The following is a 20,016-nucleotide window of genomic DNA, read 5'->3' on the forward strand; positions in this document are numbered from 1 at the left end:
GGCCCTTACAGGTCTTACGTTCTCAATGTGCGGCTTTTCGGAGCCGCCCGGACGCGAAGCCCCCGGTTGTTCCCCCGTGATCGGGGGCTTCGTTCTGCCCTCAGCACCCTTTTTCAGCGCCGTCCCGGCACCCCACGCTCACCCAGGGTCACCGTCCGCCGGACGCTCGCGCCACCCTTAATTTGCTGCCCCCTGCGCAGGTACGATGCATCTCGGTGCGGTCAAATCCCGTCCGCGACAAGGTGGTTCGGCACGCTCCGACGGGCATCCGCCCGTCGGGACAGCACGGGGGCACGGTATGTGGGGGACCCGATGGACATCGGCACGCAGGGCTCACCGGCCCCGGCCGACCTCGCCTGGGTGCGCGGCGTGGACGCCTACACCATGGGCGCGTATCCGCAGGCCGAGGAGGAGTTCAGAACCGCGGTGCGGCTCGACCCCGGAATGGCGGACGGCTGGCTCGGCCTGCACGCGCTGCGCGTCGACACCACCACCGCCCTCCTGCGGATGTACCGCAACCGGGAGCGCTTCGGTGAGCAGCGGACGCGGCACCGCCGCACGCTGAACTCCTGGTACTGGCTGGGCTGGTGGGTGCAGCCGGTGCTGGAGAGTCCGCGCGACCTGCTGCTCGCACACGCCTCGCACTGGCTCGACGGGCGCCATGTGCCGGAGCTGGACCGGGCGCTGGCCGGGCTGCCGCCCGTCGACGCCGATCCGCAGGTGCGGTTCCTGCACGCCTGCCGGGCGTATCTGGTCAAGGACTGGGACCAGCTCCTCCGGTACACCGAGCCACTCGTCAACGATCCGCTGCTGGGCATCGAGGCCGGTCTGTTCGGCGGCATGGCGCGGGTGCGGCTGGAGATGTACGGGCAGGCCGAACCCCTGCTGTCCACCGCCCTGATGCGCTGCCGCAGCGAGCAGCCGCAGCGCAAGGAACTCCGGTACTGGCTGGCGCGGGCCCACGAGGGCACCGGCCGCAGTGCCGCCGCGCTGCCGCTGTACCGGGCGGTGCACCGGGTCGACCCGGCCTTCATGGACACCTCGGCGCGGCTCGCGGCGATCGCCGAGTACGACGGCATCGACGGGACGGACGAGGCGGTCGGCCTCGCGGCGGTGTCACTGGCAGGCGCCGGCGCGGGCTTCGGTCAGGACTCGATGGACCCGCAGCCCGCCGAGGCCGATCCGCCGTACGTGCCCGAGCCCCGGTTCGGCGGCGACCCGCAGCCCCCGCTGGGCGCGCAGGCCCCGGCCACGGCCGCGGGGCCGCCCGACGGGGTGCGGGAGAAGGCCGCCGCGCCCGCCGCGGCCCCGCCGCAGTTCCCGTCCGGTCCCACCGATCCCGTGCTCCTCGCCGAGGCGCTCGCCGAGCTGGAGCGGATGGTGGGCCTGGAGCCGGTCAAGCGCCAGGTGAAGGCGCTCTCCGCCCAGCTGAACATGGCGCGGCTGCGGTCGGGGCAGGGCCTTCCGGTGCAGCCCCCGAAACGGCACTTCGTCTTCTCCGGCCCCTCCGGCACCGGAAAGACGACGGTGGCCCGCATCCTCGGCCGGGTCTTCTACGCGCTCGGGCTGCTCGGCGGCGACCATCTCGTGGAGGCCCAGCGCTCCGACCTGGTCGGCGAGTTCCTCGGCCAGACGGCCGTGAAGGCCAATGAGCTGATCGACTCCGCGCTCGGCGGTGTGCTGTTCGTGGACGAGGCGTACTCCCTCTCCAACACGGGCTACAGCAAGGGAGACGCGTACGGCGACGAGGCGCTGCAGGTGCTGCTGAAGCGCGCCGAGGACAACCGGGACCATCTGGTGGTCATCCTCGCCGGCTACCCGGAGGGCATGGACCGTCTCCTCGCCACCAACCCCGGGCTGTCCTCCCGCTTCACCACCCGGGTCGACTTCCCCTCGTACCGGCCGCTGGAGCTGACCGCCATCGGCGAGGTCCTCGCGGCGGCGAACGGGGATCTGTGGGACGAGGAGTCGCTGGACGAGCTGCGCTCGATCAGCGGTCATGTGGTGGACCAGAACTGGATCGACGAGCTGGGCAACGGCCGCTTCCTGCGCACGCTGTACGAGAAGAGCTGCGCGTACCGCGACCTGCGGCTCTCGGGATACGCCGGCACCCCGACGCGCGAGGACCTGGCGACGCTCCGGCTGCCCGACCTGATGCAGGCCTACGGCGAGGTCCTCTCGGGCCGCAGCTCCCAGGACCCACCGGGCCTGTGACGTCCTGCGCCGCCTCCGGGGCGGCGCCGGCGTGGTCCGGGTGCGAGGACACGAGGGCCGGGACCGAGCCCGGGACGGATTTCCGGACCGAGCCCCGGCTCGGGGAGGAAGGGGAGGGGCAGGATTCCCCGCCCCTCCCCCGCGCTCAGCCCGCCAGCGCGCGCACCGGGTCCGGAGCCGGCGCGGCCGGGACGGGGACGACGGGCGTCCGGTGGGCGGGGTCACGGACCTCGCCGACCAGTTTCTCCAGGACGTCCTCCAGGGCGACGAGACCCAGCACCCGCCCCGACGCGTCGGCGACCTGCGCCAGATGGGTGGCGGCGCGCCGCATCACGGTGAGGGCGTCGTCCAGCGGCAGCTCCGCCCGCAGCGTGGCCATGGGCCGCCAGATGTGCTGCGGTACGGCCCGCTCGCCGTCCTCCAGGTCGAGGACGTCCTTGACGTGGAGGTAGCCCATGAAGGGCCCGCTGCCCTCGCCCCGGACGGGGAACCTGGAGTAGCCCGTACGGACGGTCAGCTCCTCGATCTGCCGCGGCGACACGGACGGCGGCACGCTCACCAGCGCCGAGCGGACTATGAGGACATCCCTCACGGGGCGGCTGCCCAGCTCCAGCGCGTCGCCGAGCCGCTCCTGCTCCTCCCGGTCCAGCAGACCGGCCTGGCCCGCGTCCTCGACCAGCTGGCCCAGCTGGTCGCTGGTGAAGACCGCTTCGACCTCGTCCTTCGGCTCCACCCGGAACAGCTTCAGCACCAGCCGGGCGCACGCGCCCAGCCCGGCGGTCACCGGGCGGCACAGCCGGGCGAAGCCGACCAGCGTGGGACTGAGCCAGAGCGCGGTCTTCTCCGGCGCGGCCATCGCGAGGTTCTTCGGCAGCATCTCGCCGACGACGAGATGCAGGAAGACGACGACGGCGAGGGCGATGACATAGCCGAGCGGGTGGATCAGCGCCTCGGGTACGTGGACGGCGTGGAAGACCGGCTCCAGCAGATGCGCCACGGTCGGCTCCGCCACCGCGCCGAGCGTCAGCGAGCAGACGGTGATGCCGAACTGCGCCGCCGCCATCATCTGCGGCAGGTTCTCCAGCCCGTGCAGGACCTGCCGGGCCCGCGAGGAGCCCCCGGCCGCGAGGGGCTCGATCTGGCTGCGGCGCACCGACACCAGGGCGAACTCGGCGCCGACGAAGAAGCCGTTGGCGAGCACGAGGAGCAGCGCGAACAGCAGTTGGAGGACGCTCATCGCACGGCCTCCGCGAAGGTCTCCGCGAGGGCCTGGCCGTCCGCGGTACGGACCAGCCTCACCCGTTCGGCCCGGTACCGGTCCACCTGCCGCACCGAGAGGCGCCAGCCGGGCAGCTCGGCCCGGTCGCCGGGCACCGGGATACGGCCGAGGAGGTCGGCGACGAGCCCGGCGACGGTCTCGTAGGGACCGTCGGGCACGTCGAGGCCTATCCGCCGCAGGGTGAGGACCCGGCAGCTGCCGTCGGCCTCCCAGGCCGGGTTGCCGTCCTCGGGCGCGATCGCGGCCAGCTCGGGCCGGTCGTCGCCGTGGTGGTCGTGCTCGTCGCGGACCTCGCCGACGAGCTCCTCGACGATGTCCTCCAGGGTGACCACCCCCGCCGTACCGCCGTACTCGTCGACGACGACGGCTATCGGCTGCTCGCTGCGCAGCCGCTCCAGCAGCTGCCGCACCGGCAGGGTCTCGGGCACCAGCAGCGGGGGGACCGCGATCCGGCCGACGGGGGTGCGCTGCCTCTGGTGCGCCTGCACGGCGAGCGCGTCCTTCAGATGGACCATGCCGACGATCTCGTCGATGCGGTCCCGGTAGACGGGGAAGCGGGAGAGGCCGGTGGCGCGGGTGAGGTTGAGGACGTCCGCCGCGGTCGCGTCGGACTGCAGCGCGCTCATCTTCACGCGCGGGGTCATCACGTGCTGTGCGGTGAGCCCGCCGAGGGACAGCGTCCGTACGAACAGATCGGCGGTGTCCTGCTCCAGCGTGCCGGCGCGTGCCGAGTGACGGGCCAGGGAAACCAGTTCGCCAGGGGTGCGGGCGGATGCCAGCTCCTCCGCCGGTTCGACTCCGAACGCCCGTACGAGCCGGTTGGCGGCGGCGTTGAGCAGCGTGATCACGGGCCTGAACAGCGTCGAGAAGCGGTGCTGCGGGCCGGCCACGAACCGGGCCACCTGCAACGGCCGCGACACGGCCCAGTTCTTTGGGACGAGCTCACCGACCACCATCTGGACGGCGGAGGCGAGCAGCATGCCGATCACGACCGCGACGCCGGGGACGGCACCGTCGGGTATGCCCACCGCGGTGAGCGGCGCGTCGAGCAGCTGTGCGAGCGCGGGCTCGGCGAGCATGCCGACGACGAGGGAGGTGATGGTGATGCCGAGCTGGGTGCCGGACAGCTGGAACGACAGCTCGCGCAGGGCTCGTACGACGCCCCCGGCGCGGCGGTCGCCCTCGGCGGCGGCGCGCTCGGCGTCCGCGCGTTCCACGGTGACCAGGCCGAATTCGGCGGCCACGAAGAAGCCGTTGGCGAGGATGAGAAGGAATGCCGCGCAGAGCAGCAGTAGCGGGATGATCATGCCGCCGCCTCCGGTGAGGGGGCGGCGCAGGTACTACCGGACGATCCGTCCATTGCTGGAGGGAGTCACTCCTCGGGTCGCAGGGTGCCTCACGGGCCACGGTCGGCCGCGCGGGTGTGAGGCGGAGGCGCACTCGGCGCCTCCGCCTCAAGAGTAATCACGAGTCTGCCCCGAGGGGCAGGGGCTCAGCCGTTGTCGGTGCCGGTGCCGCGCGATTCGGCGAGGAGGCGCAGGGCGCGCGCGTCGCGGATGGCGTGCCGACGGGCGACTCCCGGCTGGATTCCCAGGACCGGGAGGCTCGTGCCGTCACTCAGATCGAGGAACACCCAGGGGTCACCCGGACGGAGGTTGACACGGAGGATCTCCGCCCACTCCAGCCGGCGGCTGCGGGTCAGGTTGACGACGGTGACCCCAAGCTCGTCGGCGACGACCTTGGGGCGGCTGAGCAGCGCCAGCACGCCGAAGAAGAGCAGCGCGGTCAGGACGAAGCTGATCCGCTCGCCGGGACCGAGCTTGTCCAGGGCGAACGCGACGGCGGTGATGACGACGAACATCACCGTTCCGACGGACAGCAGGACGGCCCGGGTGCGGGTCGGCCTGAAGGTCACCGGGAGAGCGGGCAGCTCCTGTTGTTCCACAGTCATGTTCGGTGCGTTCCTCGGAGCCTCAGAGCCGGCAGGCGTGGATCGCGGTCGTGAGGATCGCGCGGGCGCCCAGTGCGTACAGATCGTCCATGATCCGCTGTGCCTCCTTGGCCGGCACCATCGCACGGACGGCGACCCAGCCCTCGTGGTGCAGCGGGGAGACGGTCGGGGACTCGAGTCCCGGGGTGAGGGAGACGGCCTGCTCCAGGTGCTCGACGCGGCAGTCGTAGTCCATCATCACGTAGGAGCGGGCGACGAGAACGCCCTGGAGGCGGCGCAGGAACTGCTGCACCTTGGGGTCGTCGGCCTTGGCGCCGGTGCGGCGGATGACGACGGCCTCGGAGGTGAGGATCGGCTCGCCGATCACGCCGAGGCCGGCGTTGCGCAGACTCGTGCCGGTCTCCACGACATCGGCGATGACCTGGGCGACGCCCAGCTCGATCGCGGTCTCCACGGCGCCGTCGAGGTGGACGACGGAGGCGTCGATGCCGTTGTCCGCGAGGTGCTTGGCGACGATGCCCTCGTACGAGGTGGCGATGGTCAGCCCGCCGAACTCCTCGACACCGGAGGCGGTGCCGGGCTTGGTGGCGTAGCGGAACGTGGAGCGGGCGAAGCCGAGCTGGAGGATCTCCTCGGCGTTGGCACCGGAGTCCAGCAGCAGGTCGCGGCCGGTGATGCCGATGTCGAGGCGGCCCGAGCTGACGTAGATCGCGATGTCACGCGGGCGCAGGTAGAAGAACTCGACCTCGTTCTCCGGGTCGACCAGGACGAGTTCCTTGGAGTCCTTGCGCTGGAGGTAGCCCGCCTCATGGAGCATCTCCCCCGCAGGTCCGGAGAGTGAACCCTTGTTGGGGACGGCGATGCGCAGCATGAGGCGGGCTTCCTTTGTGTGCGGAGGAGCGTGCGGAGGGAGGGTGAGCCGGTTCGGTCCGTACGGAACGAGTGTGCTCAGAGATGGGCGTAGACGTCGTCGAGGCTGATCCCGCGCGCGACCATCATCACCTGGACGTGGTACAGCAACTGGGAGATCTCCTCGGCGGCGGCGTCCTTGCCCTCGTACTCGGCGGCCATCCAGACTTCGGCGGCCTCCTCGACGACCTTCTTGCCGATGGCATGGACGCCCTTGTCCACCAGTTCGGCGGTGCGGGAGGTGGCGGGATCGCCGTTGGCGGCCTTGTGCTGGAGCTCGACGAAGAGCTCCTCGAACGTCTTCTTGGACATGGTGGTCCCACCCTACGCGGAAGTGGGCCCTCCTCAGCGCCAGGGTTCAGATACTGAACGCAGCGTGGCCGCGGTGGACACGGCGGCGGTGACGGCCTCGTGTCCCTTGTCCTCGTTGGAGCCCTCCAGACCGGCCCGGTCGAGTGCCTGCTCCTCGGTGTCGCAGGTCAGTACGCCGAAGCCGACGGGGACGCCGGTGTCGACGGAGACCTTGACGAGGCCCTGGGTGACGCCCTGGCACACGTAGTCGAAGTGGGGCGTGCCGCCGCGGATGACGACGCCGAGCGCCACGATCGCGTCGTAGCCGCGGCCTGCCAGCACCTTGGCGACGACGGGCAGCTCGAAGCTGCCGGGGACCCGCAGCAGGGTGGGTTCGTCGATGCCCAGCTCGTGGAGGGCGCGCAGGGCGCCGTCGACGAGACCGTCCATGATCTTCTCGTGCCACTGGGCCGCGATGACGGCCACGCGGAGGTCTCCGCAGTTGCGTACGGACAGTTCGGGTGCGCCCTTGCCGCTCACGTTTCTCCTCGATCCGGTTCTTGCTGTCTTGACTGTCCTGCCGATGCCGCCGGTCGTGGCGGCCGACGGGTCCTACTGGTTGCCGCAGGTGGAGGCGGTGGCGCCGTCCAGCCAGGGCAGGTCGTGCCCCATGCGGTCCCGCTTGGTGCGCAGGTACCGCAGATTGTGCTCACCCGCCTGCAGCGGCATGACCTCACGGCCCTGGACCTTCAGTCCGTGCCGCACGAGAGCGCTGATCTTGTCGGGGTTGTTGGTCATCAGGCGGAGGCTGCGTACACCGAGGTCCTCGAGGATCTGGGCGCCCGCCGCGTAGTCCCGGGCGTCGGCGGGCAGGCCGAGTTCCAGATTGGCGTCGAGTGTGTCGCGACCGCGTTCCTGCAGCTCGTACGCCCGCAGCTTGGACACCAGTCCGATGCCTCGGCCCTCGTGGCCGCGGAGATAGACGACGACCCCGCGGCCCGCCTCGGTGATGCGCTTCATGGAGGCTTCCAGCTGGGGGCCGCAGTCGCAGCGCAGCGAGTGGAAGATGTCGCCGGTGAGGCACTCGGAGTGGACGCGGACGAGGACGTCCTCGCCGTCGCCGAGGTCGCCGTGGACCAGCGCGACGTGCTCGACGCCGTCGGTCGTGGAGCGGTAGCCGTACGCCGTGAACGCGCCGTGCGCGGTCGGCAGGTTGACCTCGGCCTCGCGGCGGACGGTCGGCTCGGAGCTGCGGCGGTAGGCGACGAGGTCCTCGATGGAGATGATCGTGAGCCCGTGCTTGCGGGCGAACGGGATCAGCTCGGGCAGCCGCAGCATGACGCCGTCCTCGCCGGCGATCTCGACGATCGCGCCGGCGGGCCGCAGTCCCGCGAGCCGGGCGAGGTCGACGGCCGCCTCGGTGTGCCCGTTGCGCACGAGGACGCCGCCGGGCTTGGCGCGCAGCGGGAAGACATGGCCGGGGCGCACGAGGTCGGTGGGCTCGGCCGTGCCGCTCGCCAGCAGCTGGAGGGTGGTGGCGCGGTCGGCGGCGGAGATGCCGGTGGTGACACCGTGCGCGGGGGCGGCGTCGACGGAGACGGTGAAGGCCGTGCTCATCGACTCGGTGTTGTGCTCGACCATCTGCGGCAGCTGGAGCCGCTCCAGTTCGTCGCTCTCCATGGGGGCGCAGATCAGGCCCCGGCACTCGCTCATCATGAACGCGACGATCTCGGGCGTGGCCTTCTCGGCGGCGATGACGAGGTCGCCCTCGTTCTCACGGTCCTCGTCGTCGACGACGACGACGGGGCGGCCCGCGGCGATGTCACGGATGGCCTGGTCGACGGGGTCGAGCACGAGCTCCTCCTCCGGGTACCAGGTGGTGTGGATCGCAGGTGCGGCGTGGAACGCCTCGGTCGGGGTGGTGGGAGACGGGCGGGATGTCATGCTGCCGCTCCTTCCAGGGCGGGAGTCGTACGGGATCGCAGCCACCAGTCGCGCATGCCCCACAGGACGAGCGCGCCGTAGATGACGTAGACGAACCCGGAGAACGCGAAGCCGTTGGCGAAGTTCAGCGGTACGCCGACGAGGTCGACCAGCAGCCAGGCGAACCAGAACTCGACCATGCCGCGGGCCTGGGCGTACATGGCGACCAGCGTGCCGACGAAGATGTACGCGTCCGGCCACGGGTCCCAGGACAGGGACGGGTAGGCGGTGAAGAGCAGGGCGACGGCGACGGTGCCGAGCGCCGCCCCGGCCAGCATCACGCCGCGCTGGCGCCAGGTGGCGAAGCGTACGGCGATCGAACCGTCCTGGGCCTGCTGCCGGCCGCGGGTCCACTGCCAGTAGCCCCAGGCCGCGACGGCCATGACGACGACCTGCTTGCCCGCGCTGCCGGTCAGATGGGACGTGGCGAACGCGGCGAAGAGGATGAGGCCGGACAGGAACTGGGCGGGCCAGGTCCATATGGAGCGGCGCCAGCCGAGCGCGAGGGCGATCAGGCCGATCACGTTGCCGATCATGTCGGACCACTTGATGTGCTGGTCGAAGGCCGTGAAGGCCTCGGAGTTCAGCCAGTCCAGGGCGCTCACTCGCCGCTCTCCTTCGCGTCCGCGCCGAGCAGCCGCTCGACGTACTTGGCGATGACGTCGACCTCGAGGTTGACCGGGTCGCCGGGCTGCTTGATGCCGAGCGTGGTCAGCGCGAGGGTGGTGGGGATCAGGCTGATGGTGAAGTGGTCGGCGCCCGCGTCGACGACGGTGAGGCTGACTCCGTCGACGGTGATGGAGCCCTTCTCGACGACGTAGCGGCCGAGCTCCGCCGGGAGGGAGACCTTGACGAGCTCCCAGTGCTCGGACGGAGTGCGCTCGACGACCGTGCCGGTGCCGTCGACATGTCCCTGGACGATGTGCCCGCCGAACCGGCCGTCGGCCACCATCGGCCGCTCCAGGTTGACCCGGGAGCCGACGGCGAGCGCGCCCAGGCTGGAGCGCTTCAGCGTCTCGGCCATCACATCGGCGGTGAACTCGCCGTCGCCGGTCTCCACGACGGTGAGGCAGACGCCGTTCACGGCGATGGAATCGCCGTGCTTCGCGTCCTCGGTGACGACGGGTCCGCGCAGTCGGAAGCGGGACGAGTCACCGAGGTCCTCGACGGCGGTGACCTCGCCCAGCTCTTCGACGATTCCGGTGAACACTCTCAGGCTCCCTTGGGGACGGTCGCGGTGATGCGCAGATCGGGGCCGAGGCGGACGGCCTCGGTCACGTCGAGCCGCAACGCTTCGGTGATGGTGGTGATTCCGGCGTCGGCGAGGGCGGGCCGGCCCGCGCCGAGGAGTACGGGGGCGAGGTAGCCGACGACGGCGTCGACGGCTCCCGCGGAGACGAAGGACCCGGCCAGCGTCGGGCCGCCTTCGAGCAGTACGGAGCGGACGCCGCGCGCGTACAGGGCGTCCAGCAGCGCGGGTACGGACAGGCCGTGGCCCGCCCTGGGCAGCCGTACGACGTCCGGGAGGGCGGTCTCGGCGTCCTCGGCGACCGCGATCAGGGTCGGCGCGGTGTCGTCGAGGACGCGGGCACCGGGCCTCACGGCGGTGGCGTCGGTGTCGATCACGACCCTCAGCGGCTGGGTCACTCCGTCGATGCCGCGGACCGCGAGGTGCGGGTCGTCGGCGCGGGCGGTGCCGGAGCCGACGATCACGGCGTCGGCCTCGGCGCGCAGGCGGTGGACGTCGGCGCGGGACTCGGGCGAGCTGATCCAGCGGCTGGTGCCGTCCGCTGCGGCGATGCGTCCGTCGAGGGTGGCGGCGTACTTCCACAGGACGTAGGGGCGGCGGTGGCGTACGGAGGTGAGCCAGGCGATGTTGCCGGCCTCGGCCTCGTCCCCCAGGAGGCCCTGCTCGACCTGGACGCCGGCGGCGCGCAGGGTGTCGGCGCCCCCGGTGGCCTGCGGGGTGGGGTCGGCGACGGCGTACACGACACGGGCGATCCCGGCCTCGACGAGGGCCTGGGCGCAGGGGCCGGTACGGCCGGTGTGGTTGCAGGGTTCGAGGGTGACGTAGGCGGTCCCGCCGCGGGAGCGTTCGCCCGCGTCCCGGAGGGCGTGGATCTCGGCGTGGGGGCCGCCCGCACGCTGATGGAACCCCTCGCCCACCTGCTGTCCGGCGGCGTCGGTGATGACGCACCCGACGACCGGGTTGGGGCTGGTGGAGCCGAGTCCACGGGCGGCGAGCGCGACGGCTCGGCGCATGGCGTGCGTGTCGGCCGGGGTGGCCACCGGGTCCTCCTGCCTCTTCGGGCACGGACTCCGGGGCTGTCGATGACGACAGAGAAAGCGGGACAACGCCTCAGGGGAACGCCGACGCCGACGGAACGGATCGCCCTCGAGTGTCCCGCGAGGACGATCAGCCGCCATGGCCGACGGACCACGAGGGCCGCCCGCCGCGCACTGCCTCCCATCCGGACTTTAACCGTCGGTCCAGGAATTTCACCTGGTCAACCGGCCGCTGGATGCGGACGGGTCGCGGACTGTAACCGCCGGTTCGGAATTGCACCGACCCCGGAGCGCGCTGCTGCTGATACAGGGCCAGTGTGCCACGGCCTCCGGTGAGCCATACGGGCGAGCCTCTGTGTCCTGGCTCACAGGATCCCTTCGGACCGGAATGGTCCAGACCTATTGACGCACTGGTCTAGTCCTCTTAATCTCTGCGTCACCTCCGCGGAGCGGCCCAGCCGGTGTGCGCACGCCCGGGCCCAACACGACCCACTCGCCCGCCAGTTGTGTGATCCCCACTCCCTCCCCAGGAGGCCACCACCGTGCTCACCCCCACCCGCGCGAGAGCGACGCTCCTCGCGGCCGCGGCAGCCGCCGCAGGACTGCTGCTGAGCTCGCTCTCCGGCGGCGTATCGCACGCCGCCGACAACGAGTCCTGTCGCCCCGACGGGCTCTACGCCACCCCCGGTGTCGACGTCCCCTACTGCTCGGTCTACGACACCGACGGCCGCGAGAAGATGGGCGCCGACCACAAGCGCCGCGTGATCGGCTACTTCACCGGCTGGCGCACCGGGAACAACGGCGAGCCCGCCTATCTCGCCTCCGACATTCCCTGGGACAAGATCACCCACATCAACTACGCCTTCGGGCACATCGGCGGCGACAACAGACTGTCGGTCGGCACGGACGGTCCGGCCAACGCCGCCACCGGCATGACCTGGCCGGGCGTGGCGGGCGCGGAGATGGACCCGGCGTACACGTACAAGGGCCACTTCAACCTGCTCGGCAAGTTCAAGAAGCAGCACCCGGACGTGAAGACGCTGATCTCGGTCGGCGGCTGGGCCGAGACCGGGGGCTACTTCGACGACAACGGCGGGCGGGTGGACTCCGGCGGCTTCTACGCGATGGCGACCAACGCCGACGGCTCGGTGAACCAGGCCGGGATCGACACCTTCGCGGACTCCGCCGTCACGTTCATCAAGAAGTACGGGTTCAACGGCGTCGACATCGACTACGAGTACCCGACGACGATGAAGGACGCCGGCAATCCGCTGGACCACACCGTCGCCAACGCGCGGCGCGCCGGACTCGTCAAGGGCTACGCCGCGCTGATGAAGACACTGCGCGAGAAGCTCGACCGGGCGGGCGCGGCGGACGGGAAGCACTATCTGCTGACCGTGGCGGCGCCGTCGTCCGGATATCTGCTGCGCGGAATGGAGACGTTCCAGGTCCAGAAGTACCTGGACTACGTCAACATCATGTCCTACGACCTCCACGGCGCGTGGAACGAGTACGTCGGCCCGAACGCCTCGCTCTTCGACGACGGCAAGGACGGCGAACTCGCGGCGGCCGGGGTCTACTCGACCTCCCAGTACGGCGGGATCGGCTATCTCAACACCGACTGGGCCTATCACTACTTCCGCGGCTCGATGCCGGCCGGCCGGATCAACATCGGACTCCCGTACTACACACGCGGTTTCAGGAACGTGCAGGGCGGAACGGACGGTCTGTGGGGCAAGGCTCCCTCGACGAGCTGTCCGGCCGGCTCGGGACTGACCAAGTGCGGTGACGGCGCGGTCGGCATCGACAACCTCTGGCACGACAAGGACACCGCGGGCAACGAGTCCCCGGCCGGTTCCAACCCGATGTGGCACGCCAAGAACCTGGAGCGGGGCGTCGTCGGCGACTACGTCACGCGGTACGGCTTCCCCGCCGGGACGACGCTGACCGGCACGTACGCCCGCAAGTACGACTCGACGCTGGTCGCTCCATGGCTGTGGAACGCCCAGAAGAAGGTCTTCCTGTCGACGGAGGACGAGCAGTCGGTGAACGCCAAGGCCGACTACGTGGTGAACAGGGGCATCGGCGGCACGATGATCTGGGAACTGGCCGGCGACTACGGCTGGAACGCCGCGAAGGGCCAGTACGAGATGGGCGACACGCTCACCACCGCCATGTACGAGAAGTTCAAGTCCGCGGCTCCGTACGGCGCGCGGCGTGCGACGGCCGCGACACCGGCCGAAGCGGTCGACCTGGGCGTGGAGTTCGGGCAGTTCCCGCTCGGCGACTCCAACTACCCGATCAGCCCGAAGCTGAAGATCACCAACAACACGACGGCGACGCTCCCGGGCGGCACGGAGTTCCAGTTCGACTACGGCACGTCCGCTCCCGGGAACGCCAAGGACCAGTCCGGCTTCGGCACGACCGTGGTGCGCAGCGACCACACCGGCACGAACGTGGGCGGGCTGAAGGGCGACCACCACCGCGTCTCGCTGAAGCTGCCGAGCTGGCAGACGCTGGCGCCCGGGGCGTCCGTACAGCTGGACTTCGTGTACTACCTGCCGGTGTCGACGCCGTCGAACTGGACGGTGACCTTCGGCGGGAAGACGTATGCGCTGGCGGGTGATCTGGCCCGGGGAACGAGCCTGGTCGATCCCGGGTCGGGCACGACCGGCGGGACGACCACCGGCGGGACGACCACCGGCGGCACGGACAACGGGGGTACGACGACCGGAGGCACGAACACCGGCGGCACGACGGGCGGGGGCGGCCAGTGCACGGCGCCCGCGTGGAACCCGACGACCGAGTACGTGGGCAACACGACCGTCTCCCACAACTCCCGCAGCTGGAAGGCGAAGTGGTGGACGAAGGGCGAGGAGCCGGGTACCACCGGTGAATGGGGGGTGTGGCAGGACCTCGGCGCCTGCTGACCCTCAGCGCGAGAACGCCCGGCGGCGGTTCCCGGCCCTTGCCGCCGCCGGGTCCTCATGGCTCCCGTGACCCCGGGAGACGGGGCTGCGCCGACGCCGCCGGGCCCGTCCGCCCTCGGAGGCCGGACGGGCCTTTACACGTGCGCCGGGGCGAAGAGTTCGGCCTGGGCCGCGTCGCGGGCGGTAAGGAGGGCGCCCCTGAGGATCGCCTCGCCGCCGAGTGCCGCCGGCCGGATCTCCGTGCTCACCGGCGACAGCGTGGCGAGGCGTGCCTCGACCCGGGAGGCGAGAGCCGTCCCGCCGGCGTGCCCGATCTCGCCGCCGAGGACGACGCACCCGGGGTCCAGTACGGCGGCGACGGCCGCGGCCCCCACGGCCAGTTGCCCGGCGAGCGCGTCCAGGAAGGCGCCGCCCGGGCCGTCCGGCCCGCCGCTGTCGCCCGCCGCCGCGACGCGCACGGCCTCCTCGGCGTCGGCCTCGATGCCGTGACGCGAGGCGAGTTCGCGGACCGCGGCGGCACCGGCCAGGGCGTGGAAGCCGGCGTCGCAGCCCGTGGCCGACGGCAGGCCGCCCGTGCCGGGGACCGGGAGGAAGCCGATCTCGCCGGCGCCGCCCGACGCACCGCGGCGCAGCTTCCCGCCGAGGACGACCGCCGCGCCGACCCCCTGGCCGAGCCAGAGCAGGACGAAGTCGTCCTGGTCGCGTGCGGCGCCGAGGCGCTGTTCGGCGACGGCCGCCAGGTTGGTCTCGTTCTCGACGAGGACGGTGGCGGGAAGACGTTCCTGAAGGGCCGCGACGAGTCTGCGGTGCCAGGCGGGCAGGCTGCCGGAGTCCCGCAGTTCCCCCGTGACGGGATCGATCAGCCCCGGCGCCCCGATGCCGACGCTGTGCAGCCGCGCCACGCCCGCGTCGCGCGCCGTGCGCTCCAGCAGCGCCACGGCCTGCTCCACGGCCGGTTCGGTGCCGGTGTCGCTGTCGATGGGAAGCGTCGCCTCGGCGAGCGTCGCGCCCAGCAGGTCGGCGACGACGACGGAGACGCCCTGGGTCCGTACGTCGAGGGCCGCGAGGTGCGCCCGGTCGGCGACGATCCCGTACACCCTGGCGTTGGGCCCGCGGCGCTGTTCGCCCGCCTCGCCCACGATCCTGATGAGGCCGGACTGCTGCAGCCGCTCCACGAGGTCGGCGACGGACGGCCGGGACAGCCCGGTCAACGTCTTCAGCTGGCCTGCCGTCAACGGGCCCTCGTCCTGGAGGAGTCGCAGCGCGAGCCGGTCGTTGATGGCCCTGGCGGTGCTCGGGGATGCGGGCATGCCGGGATCCTTCCAGATCTCCGCCGTGTCACAGCCGGAGGGCTATTTATCAGGCAGGGTTCCTGATAGTTTACGCGAAAGACCACGCTTCACGGGGAGGACGGCACCGATGCCGACTGAAGTGGCCTTCGACAAGCGCCGGCTGAGCCGGGCCCGGTATGCCGTGGCCGCCGTCTTCTGTGTGCACGGTGCCGTGACGGGCAGCTTCGCCACGCGTATCCCCTGGATCCAGGACCACGCGGGAGTCGGCGCCGGCCAGCTCGGTCTCGCTCTCGCCTTTCCCGCGATCGGCGCGTCCCTGGCGATGCCGCTCGCCGGCGCCATCAGCCACCGCTTCGGGGCCCGCACATCGCTGCGCGGGCTGCTCGCGCTCTGGACCCTGGCCCTGACGCTCCCGGCGCTCTCCCCCAACGTGTACGCGCTGTGCGCGGCGCTGTTCGTGTACGGCGCGACGGCCGGCATGTCCGATGTCGCCATGAACGCGCTGGGCGTCGAGATCGAGAACCGCATGGACCGCTCCATCATGTCCGGGCTGCACGGGATGTGGAGCGTGGGCGCGCTCGTCGGCTCCGCCGCGGGCACGCTGGCGGCACATGTCGGCAGCGACGCGCGGTTCCACCACCTCCTGGCGTCCGCCGTGCTCACCGTGATCGGCCTGGTGGCCTGCCAGGGCGTCCTGGACCTGCGCAGCGCGGAGGGCGAGGCGGCGCCGCCGCGGTTCGCGCTGCCGCCGAGGTCCGCGGTCGTCATCGGTGCGATCGGCTTCTGCGGGGTGTTCGCGGAGGGCGCGAGCCTGGACTGGTCGGCGGTGTATCTGCGGGACGTGCTGGACACGTCGGCCGGGCTCGCCGCGGCGTCCACGACCGCGTTCGCCCTGACGATGGCGGTGGCGCGGCTGGTCGGCGACCGGGTCGTGGACCGCTTCGGCCCGGTCCGCACGGTCCGCGTCGGCGGCGTACTGGCGACCGCCGGTGGTGTGCTGGTGGTGCTGGCGCCGCATCCGGTGGCCGCGATGGCGGGGTTCGGGTGCATCGGGCTCGGCATCGCGGTGGTGGTGCCGCTGGCGTTCGCGGCGGCGGGGCGCAGCGGGACGAACCCGAGCCTCTCGATCGCGGGGGTCGCGACGATCACGTACACGTCGGGGCTGATCGCACCGTCCGCGATCGGCGGTATCGCTGATCTGACGTCGCTGGTGGTGTCGTTCGGTCTGGTGACGGTGCTGGCGTTCGGTCTTGTGCTGGGGGCGGGGGTGCTGCGCGGCAGCGGCCGCACGGCGACCCCGACGGCGCCCGCCACGACCGCGACACCATCGGCGCGGGACGTCCGCGCCTAGGTCGCGCCGCAGCCGGGCCGATCGGCCCGGCCGCGTGGTGGGGCGGAAGCGGAACGGGAGGCTCCCCGTACCATTGCGCTGATCAGCACGACCCCCCGCGAACTGGAGCCCGTATGAACCTCGGCGTGCGCTGGAGCCTGCACGGCGACGGACGAACACCCGCTCCCGGAGCCGTCGTACGGCCCGACGAACGCCTCTCGTGGCCACGTACGGCGGGCCTCGGCGCCCAGCACGTCGTGGCCATGTTCGGCGCCTCGTTCGTGGCGCCGGTGCTCATGGGCCTCGACCCGAACCTCGCGATCATGATGTCCGGTGTCGCGACCATGATCTTCCTGCTCGCGACCCGCGGCCGGATCCCCAGCTATCTGGGCTGTTCGCTGTCCTTCGTCGGCGTGGCCGCGACGATCCGCGCCACCGGCGGCGACAGCGCCACCGTCACCGGCGCGATCCTGGTCGTCGGCGCCGCGCTGTTCCTCGCGGGCCTCGCCGTGCGGCACTTCGGCGCACGGATCATCCATGCCGCGATGCCGCCGATCGTCACGGGCGCCGTCGTCATGCTCATCGGCTTCAACCTGGCGCCGGTGACGGCCTCGACGTACTGGCCGCAGGACCAGTGGACGGCGCTGCTCGTGATGCTGTTCACCGGCCTGGCCGTGGTGTGCCTGCGCGGTTTCTGGTCACGGATCGCGATCTTCCTCGGGCTGATCTTCGGCTACGGCATCTCCTGGGTCTTCGACCGCGTCTTCGGCAGGATCCACTCACCGGTCGGCGGCGCCGAGGCCGTCGACCACTGGCGGCTGGACCTGTCCGGCGTGGGCGAGGCCGACTGGATCGGGCTGCCCGCCTTCCACGCCCCGAGCTTCGAGTGGTCGGCGATCCTCGTCGCCCTGCCCGTCGTGATCGCCCTGATCGCCGAGAACGCGGGACACGTCAAGGCCGTCGGCGAGATGACCGGCGACCCGCTGGACGACGAGCTGGGTACCGCGATCGCCGCGGACGGCGCCGCGTCGATGCTGTCGACCGCCGTGGGCGGCCCGCCCAACACCACGTACTCCGAGAACATCGGCGTCATGGCCGCCACCCGCGTCTACTCCACGGCCGCCTACTGGGCCGCCGCGTTCTTCGCGCTCCTCTTCGGGCTCTGCCCCAAGTTCGGCGCGGTCGTCGCCGCGATCCCCGGCGGGGTCCTCGGCGGGATCACCGTCATCCTGTACGGAATGATCGGCCTGCTGGGTGCGCAGATCTGGATCAACGCCAAGGTGGATCTGCGCAATCCGCTGAACCTCGTCCCCGCGGCCGCGGGCATCATCATCGGAGTCGGCGGCGTCAGCCTGAAGTTCACCGACACCTTCGAGCTCGGCGGGATCGCGCTCGGCACGATCGTCGTCATCACCGGCTACCACGTCCTGCGGGCCTTCGCGCCCGCGCACATGAAGCCGCAGGGGCCCCTGCTGGACGCGGGTACCTCCACGTACGACGACGAGGGCGAGGGCGGCGGTCAGCCGGTCGCCAGGTCGTAGGCGTAGTCGGGTGTGAAGGTGCCCGCCGCGCCCTTGCACCCGTCCGACTCCCCCGGCAGCTTCACCCACAGATACGCGTCGATCCGGGCCTCCCCGGTCGCGGTGGTCGGTGCCCTGCCGAGCGCGCGGCCCGCGGGGTCGCACCAGGTGCCCGGCGCCGGTGCGCCGTTGCCGTTGCGGCTGGTGTCGATGACGGCGCCGAGGTGGCCGGGGCCGCCGAGGGCGTCGAGCACCCGGCGCGCGTACCGCGCCTCGTCGGCGGTGCGATGGAAGTTCGACACGTTGGTGAAGATGCCGTCGCCGCTGGTCGCCACGCCCGCGGCGCGCAGAAGCGCGGCCTGCTTCGCGGCCGGGTGCCAGCCGGAGTGACCGGCGTCGAAGTACACCTTCGCCCGTGGGTCGGCGGCCTTCAGGGTGCGGCCGGCCCGGGCCAGGGAGGCGTAGCGGGCGGACCGCCCGGCGTCGGAGAGACAGTCCGAGAGCGCGATCGAGTCGGGTTCGAGGATCACGATGACGGGTGCGTCGCCGAGACCGGCGGCGAACTCCCCTATCCAGGTGTCGTACGCGGCGAGGTCGGGCGCGCCGCCCCGTGAGGCGCCTCCGCAGTCCCGGTCCGGGATGGCGTACGGCACGAGGACCGGGACGCGGCCCGATGCCGCCGCCCCGGAGGTCACCGAGCGCACCTCGCCGGTGATCCCGGCGGGGTTGTGGCCGGGGAACCAGACCGCGGCGGGCCGGGCGGCGATCCGTGACTCGATGAGCGGTCGGCGCGGGTCGTCGTGGTGGTCCCGTACCCAGTCGAGGACCTGCGACTGCGGATGCCGGTACAGCGAGGCCCCGGCGGCCGGTGCCTCCCGGCGCGGGGACACCCGCGTCGCCGACGGCCGGGCCGTGGGCGAGGCATGGACGCCGGGCGCCGGCGAGGGCGGCGCGGGCTCGGCCGGCGTCGTCCGGGCGGCACGGGGCCGGCCGGGCAGCGGAACGGTCACCGGTGAACGCGTGACGACGGGCCGCGCCCTGTCGTCGCCGTCCTCACCCCCGCTCGCCGACACCAGCCCGGTGACCGTGCCCACGACGACGACCGCCGAGGCGGCCGCGGCCATGACCCCACGGCGCACCGCACGGCGCCGCTCGCCGCGTTCCGCGCGACGCCGGGTACGTACGCCTGACACGTGCCGATCCCCCTCTTCCGGCGGCCCGAGGCCGTCGCGTTCCCCCGTTCCGGGGACGCGTTCGGCCGGGCGGCGCCGGTGCGAGCCTATGGCTGGGACGCTGCCCCCATGGCGCAGATCGCACAGTCCGCGGCCGGTACCGGGACCCGCCCGCCCTCGGTCGACGCGGTGATGACCCGGATGCGGGAGTTCCGGTCCGACTGGCCGGCGGGCGACGGGGTTGCGGTCTTCAACCGCGTGTATCTGACGGTCACGGAGGAGGTCGACCGGTGCGTCGACGGGGGCGGGTTCCCGGACCGCCGCGCCGCCTCCACGCTGGGCGTTCTCTTCGCCGAGCGCTATCTCTCCGCCGTCGACACGGCCGCCGCGGGGCGCCGGGCGCCCGCCTGCTGGCGTCCGTTGTTCCAGTACCGGAGGCATCCCGGCGTACGCCCCCTGCAGTTCGCGCTGGCGGGAATCAATGCGCACATCGGACACGATCTCGCGCTGGCCGTCGTGGACACCTGCCGTACGCTCGGCTGCGAACCACCGGACCTGGAGGGGGAGTTCGACCGCGTGGGCGATCTCCTCACGATGCTGGAGGAGCGCATCCGCGAGGATCTGATGCCCGGCCCCGATGTGCTGGAGATCGCCGATCCGCTCACGCATCTGCTGGGCTCGTGGAGCCTGGAACGGGCCCGCGACGGCGCATGGTCGGCGGCACGGCTGCTGTGGCGGCTCCAGGAACTCCCGGGAATGGCCGACGAGTTCACCGAGAGGCTGGACACGGGTGTCGGGCTCGTCGGGCGCTGTCTGCTCACTCCCTGGTCCTGACGCACCCCGACGTGAAGGAGTGGAC

Annotated in this window: 17 protein-coding genes and 1 riboswitch; of the genes, 5 read left to right on the forward strand and 12 right to left on the reverse strand. The window is 71.9% G+C overall.

From position 1 onward, the window contains the following. Positions 1–312: 312 nt before the first annotated feature. Positions 313–2,214, forward strand: a complete 1,902-nt coding sequence (locus tag OG766_RS05260; RefSeq protein ID WP_266375899.1) for an AAA family ATPase — start codon at positions 313–315, stop codon at positions 2,212–2,214. Between the two features lie 145 nt (positions 2,215–2,359). Here OG766_RS05260 and OG766_RS05265 read toward each other — a convergent pair whose 3' ends face one another. The 10 genes from OG766_RS05265 to ribD all read right to left on the reverse strand — a co-directional run bounded on the left by OG766_RS05265 (position 2,360) and on the right by ribD (position 10,916). Next, positions 2,360–3,451, reverse strand: coding sequence for a hemolysin family protein (locus tag OG766_RS05265; protein WP_266375898.1), 1,092 nt, complete (start codon positions 3,449–3,451; stop codon positions 2,360–2,362). Continuing rightward, positions 3,448–4,800, reverse strand: coding sequence for a hemolysin family protein (locus tag OG766_RS05270; protein WP_328724660.1), 1,353 nt, complete (start codon positions 4,798–4,800; stop codon positions 3,448–3,450). Before OG766_RS05270 ends, OG766_RS05265 begins: the two co-directional genes overlap by 4 nt. A gap of 185 nt (positions 4,801–4,985) precedes the next feature. Next, on the reverse strand, positions 4,986–5,444 hold the full coding sequence (locus OG766_RS05275; protein WP_266375895.1) for a PH domain-containing protein: 459 nt from the start codon (positions 5,442–5,444) through the stop codon (positions 4,986–4,988). 22 nt (positions 5,445–5,466) lie between these two features. Beyond that, positions 5,467–6,315, reverse strand: coding sequence for an ATP phosphoribosyltransferase (hisG, locus tag OG766_RS05280; protein ID WP_266375893.1), 849 nt, complete (start codon positions 6,313–6,315; stop codon positions 5,467–5,469). A 77-nt stretch (positions 6,316–6,392) separates the two neighbouring features. Beyond that, complete coding sequence (locus OG766_RS05285) at positions 6,393–6,665, reverse strand: phosphoribosyl-ATP diphosphatase (RefSeq protein WP_328724661.1); 273 nt, start codon at positions 6,663–6,665, stop codon at positions 6,393–6,395. A gap of 33 nt (positions 6,666–6,698) precedes the next feature. Beyond that, entirely contained in the window at positions 6,699–7,184 is a 486-nt protein-coding gene (ribH, locus tag OG766_RS05290; RefSeq protein WP_266375889.1) for a 6,7-dimethyl-8-ribityllumazine synthase, read from the reverse strand. 72 nt (positions 7,185–7,256) lie between these two features. Then, complete coding sequence (locus OG766_RS05295) at positions 7,257–8,588, reverse strand: bifunctional 3,4-dihydroxy-2-butanone-4-phosphate synthase/GTP cyclohydrolase II (RefSeq protein ID WP_266375888.1); 1,332 nt, start codon at positions 8,586–8,588, stop codon at positions 7,257–7,259. Beyond that, the gene (locus OG766_RS05300) at positions 8,585–9,223 is read right to left on the reverse strand and encodes a nicotinamide mononucleotide transporter family protein (RefSeq protein WP_266378247.1); all 639 of its coding nucleotides are present in this window, start codon (positions 9,221–9,223) and stop codon (positions 8,585–8,587) included. The genes OG766_RS05295 and OG766_RS05300 overlap by 4 nt, the downstream gene beginning before the upstream one ends. Positions 9,224–9,228: 5 nt before the next feature. Then, positions 9,229–9,837 (reverse strand): riboflavin synthase, encoded by a 609-nt coding sequence (locus OG766_RS05305; RefSeq protein WP_266375886.1) that lies wholly within the window; start codon positions 9,835–9,837, stop codon positions 9,229–9,231. A 2-nt stretch (positions 9,838–9,839) separates the two neighbouring features. Beyond that, a complete protein-coding gene (ribD, locus tag OG766_RS05310; RefSeq protein ID WP_328724662.1) occupies positions 9,840–10,916 on the reverse strand; it encodes a bifunctional diaminohydroxyphosphoribosylaminopyrimidine deaminase/5-amino-6-(5-phosphoribosylamino)uracil reductase RibD in 1,077 nt (358 codons plus the stop codon). 164 nt (positions 10,917–11,080) lie between these two features. Next, a riboswitch (FMN riboswitch) is annotated at positions 11,081–11,211 on the reverse strand. 244 nt (positions 11,212–11,455) lie between these two features. Here ribD and OG766_RS05315 point away from each other — a divergent pair. Continuing rightward, positions 11,456–13,843 carry a chitinase C-terminal domain-containing protein gene (locus OG766_RS05315; RefSeq protein WP_328724663.1) on the forward strand — a complete coding sequence of 796 codons (2,388 nt, stop codon included), beginning with the start codon at positions 11,456–11,458 and terminating at the stop codon, positions 13,841–13,843. A gap of 134 nt (positions 13,844–13,977) precedes the next feature. Here the strand turns inward: OG766_RS05315 and OG766_RS05320 are convergent, their stop codons facing one another. Next, entirely contained in the window at positions 13,978–15,153 is a 1,176-nt protein-coding gene (locus OG766_RS05320; protein WP_266375880.1) for an ROK family transcriptional regulator, read from the reverse strand. A gap of 109 nt (positions 15,154–15,262) precedes the next feature. Here OG766_RS05320 and OG766_RS05325 point away from each other — a divergent pair, with 109 nt between their 5' ends. Then, positions 15,263–16,486, forward strand: a complete 1,224-nt coding sequence (locus OG766_RS05325) for an MFS transporter (RefSeq protein ID WP_266375878.1) — start codon at positions 15,263–15,265, stop codon at positions 16,484–16,486. 113 nt (positions 16,487–16,599) lie between these two features. Further along, positions 16,600–18,006, forward strand: coding sequence for a uracil-xanthine permease family protein (locus tag OG766_RS05330; protein ID WP_328724664.1), 1,407 nt, complete (start codon positions 16,600–16,602; stop codon positions 18,004–18,006). Here OG766_RS05330 and OG766_RS05335 read toward each other — a convergent pair. Then, positions 17,985–19,178 (reverse strand): glycoside hydrolase family 6 protein, encoded by a 1,194-nt coding sequence (locus OG766_RS05335; protein ID WP_266375875.1) that lies wholly within the window; start codon positions 19,176–19,178, stop codon positions 17,985–17,987. The two genes, OG766_RS05330 and OG766_RS05335, sit on opposite strands and share 22 nt — an antisense overlap. Positions 19,179–19,286: 108 nt before the next feature. On the opposite strand from OG766_RS05335, the gene OG766_RS05340 reads away from it, so the two are divergent. After that, complete coding sequence (locus tag OG766_RS05340; RefSeq protein ID WP_266375873.1) at positions 19,287–19,991, forward strand: DUF5995 family protein; 705 nt, start codon at positions 19,287–19,289, stop codon at positions 19,989–19,991. Positions 19,992–20,016: the final 25 nt, after the last annotated feature.

Origin of the sequence: Streptomyces sp. NBC_00259 (genome assembly GCF_036181745.1) — a bacterium.
Lineage (GTDB): Bacteria > Actinomycetota > Actinomycetes > Streptomycetales > Streptomycetaceae > Streptomyces > Streptomyces pratisoli.